This is a genomic window from Marinibactrum halimedae, assembly GCF_021234875.1.
Taxonomy (GTDB): domain Bacteria; phylum Pseudomonadota; class Gammaproteobacteria; order Pseudomonadales; family Cellvibrionaceae; genus Marinibactrum; species Marinibactrum halimedae.
The window spans coordinates 1-2044 of the sequence record NZ_JAJQVM010000087.1; the positions used below are offsets into that span (position 1 = coordinate 1).

Genomic DNA, 2044 nt, shown 5'->3' on the forward strand with positions numbered 1-2044 from the left:
ATTTTATCCCGGATGGTTACAGTGTGGTTGAAGCTTGGGATCGCATCGATGACCTTCAAGAAATTGTTAGAAAAATACGGAGTGAATACGATGATTTAGTGGTGCCTTGGTAAGGCACAAGGGGCGCATTGCGCCCTTTTTTTACAAGTTGCATCATATATGCAGCAATGTTGCTTGGGGTTGTTGCTAGTTTAAAAAAGAGCGATAAAGTGGGTAATGCCAGTTAGAAATTCATCTTAAATTAGGAGTCAAACCGATGACTTTAACTATCGATAAATCTTGGCATACCGTAGTAATTACCGCATTGTTGTGCTTTACGATAACTCAAATTACACCGGAACAAGGCGTTGCCTTAGCGATGATGCTGGGATTAAAAACATAACGCTATGTGTTAATTCCACTGACCAGTTGTTTGGTCTGATGTTTAACAATCATCCCATCAATCAGTGACTCAATCACTCGCTGTTCATCTTCGGGTAGTTGAGTTACTGCTTCAAACTTTAATTGCAAGTTGTTAGGTAGTTCGCGCTCATCATCTTCGAAGATCAACCAGTCGGTTGTTACATTAAATGCGACAGCAATCTTTTTAAGTATCTCAATGGATGGTTGAGACTGATCTGACTCGTAACGTCGTACTTGAGTGATATGCATCCCTACCTTATCGGCCATCTCTTGTTGAGTGAATTGGTGTTCCTTCCTCAACTGAATAAAACGCTTGGAAAAAGTCATTGTGATAAACGCCATTAGCTGTTGTTTATCCATGATTATCACCTGTGGTTTCTGATGAGGTTTGACAAATATATCCAACTAGACATTATAATAATATCTAATTAGAGCATTGACAACATTCTGAGTGGATAGCTGATGGCACGCATACCTAATGATCAAATCGAACGAATTAAGCGCGACATCTCACTGGTTCGCCTCGCTGAAAGCCAAGGCTTCAAGCTGGTGAAGCAGGGCAAAGACTACGCGGTGTGTTGCCCGTTCCACGAAGAAAAAACCCCGTCGTGCATCATCAGCCCAGAATCGAATTTATTTAACTGCTTTGGCTGTGGGGCCGGAGGTTCGGTGATTGACTGGGTGATGAAAACCCAAAGCGTCAGCTTCCGCTTTGCCTGCGAAATGTTACAAAAAGACTTAGGTGTGATCGCAGAAAACAGCACGAGCGCAAAAATAAAAAACACCAAAACGAAATTAGCGGCGCCGTTATCGGCGGATGCGGATAGCCAAACCGCCTTGCGTCAGGTCATCGATTTTTACCACGACACCTTTAAACAATCCCCGGAAGCGCAAGACTATTTACGCCAACGTGGGTTAGAGAGTGCGGAATTAATCGAGCACTTTAAACTCGGCTTTGCCAATCGCACCTTGGGGTATCACCTGCCTGAAAAAAACCGCAAAGCGGGAAAGGAATTGCGGGGCAAGCTTCAGGAAATCGGCATCTTACGAGAAAGCGGCCACGAGCATTTTAATGGCTCGTTGGTGGTGCCGGTGTTCGATGAAAACGGTGTGATTACCGAAGTTTACGGCAGAAAGTTACTCGACAACTTGCGCAAAGGCACACCCAAACACACCTATTTACCGGGGCCACACGATGGCGTCTTTAACGAAAAAGCCCTGAAAAACCAGAGTGAAATCATTCTCTGTGAATCGTTAATCGATGCGATGACCTTCTGGGTTCATGGCTTTAGAAATGTGACGGCCAGCTACGGTACACAGGGTTTTACACCTTCCCATTTAGCCGCGTTTAAACGTTACGGAATCAAACGGGTGTTGATTGCTTACGACCGCGACGAACCCGGCAACACCGCCGCCGACAAACACGCCGCGATGATGCAAGCCGAAGGCATCGACTGTTTTAGAGTCTTGTTTCCCCAAGGCATGGACGCCAATTTTTACGCGCTTCAAGTAACGCCAGCTCGCAAGAGTTTAGAGTTGGTGATCAGAAAAGCGGAATGGTTGGGCAACGGAAAACCACCGGAAATTACGACAGAAATGGCGGTGGAGGTCACGGAAGAACATTCTCACTCGGCATTTATCG

At 45.5% G+C, this 2044-nt stretch carries 3 protein-coding genes; 2 read left to right on the top strand and 1 reads right to left on the bottom strand.

The window, feature by feature from the left end:
* The first annotated feature begins 256 nt into the window (after window positions 1–256).
* On the top strand, window positions 257–382 hold the full coding sequence (locus LU351_RS20865; protein ID WP_269783559.1) for a hypothetical protein: 126 nt from the start codon (window positions 257–259) through the stop codon (window positions 380–382).
* 2 nt (window positions 383–384) lie between these two features.
* Here the strand turns inward: LU351_RS20865 and LU351_RS20305 are convergent, their stop codons facing one another.
* Window positions 385–762 (bottom strand): helix-turn-helix domain-containing protein, encoded by a 378-nt coding sequence (locus LU351_RS20305; RefSeq protein WP_232595912.1) that lies wholly within the window; start codon window positions 760–762, stop codon window positions 385–387.
* A gap of 102 nt (window positions 763–864) precedes the next feature.
* Between LU351_RS20305 and LU351_RS20310 the strand changes: the two genes are divergently transcribed.
* Window positions 865–2044 (top strand): CHC2 zinc finger domain-containing protein (locus tag LU351_RS20310; protein WP_232595913.1); only part of this gene is annotated, 1180 nt, incomplete at its 3' end.

Bases quoted from the DNA above. Each gene is read 5' to 3' on its own strand.
- LU351_RS20865 (WP_269783559.1), top strand. From the start codon at position 257: ATGACTTTAACTATCGATAAATCTTGGCATACCGTAGTAATTACCGCA.
- LU351_RS20305 (WP_232595912.1), bottom strand. From the start codon at position 762: ATGGATAAACAACAGCTAATGGCGTTTATCACAATGACTTTTTCCAAG.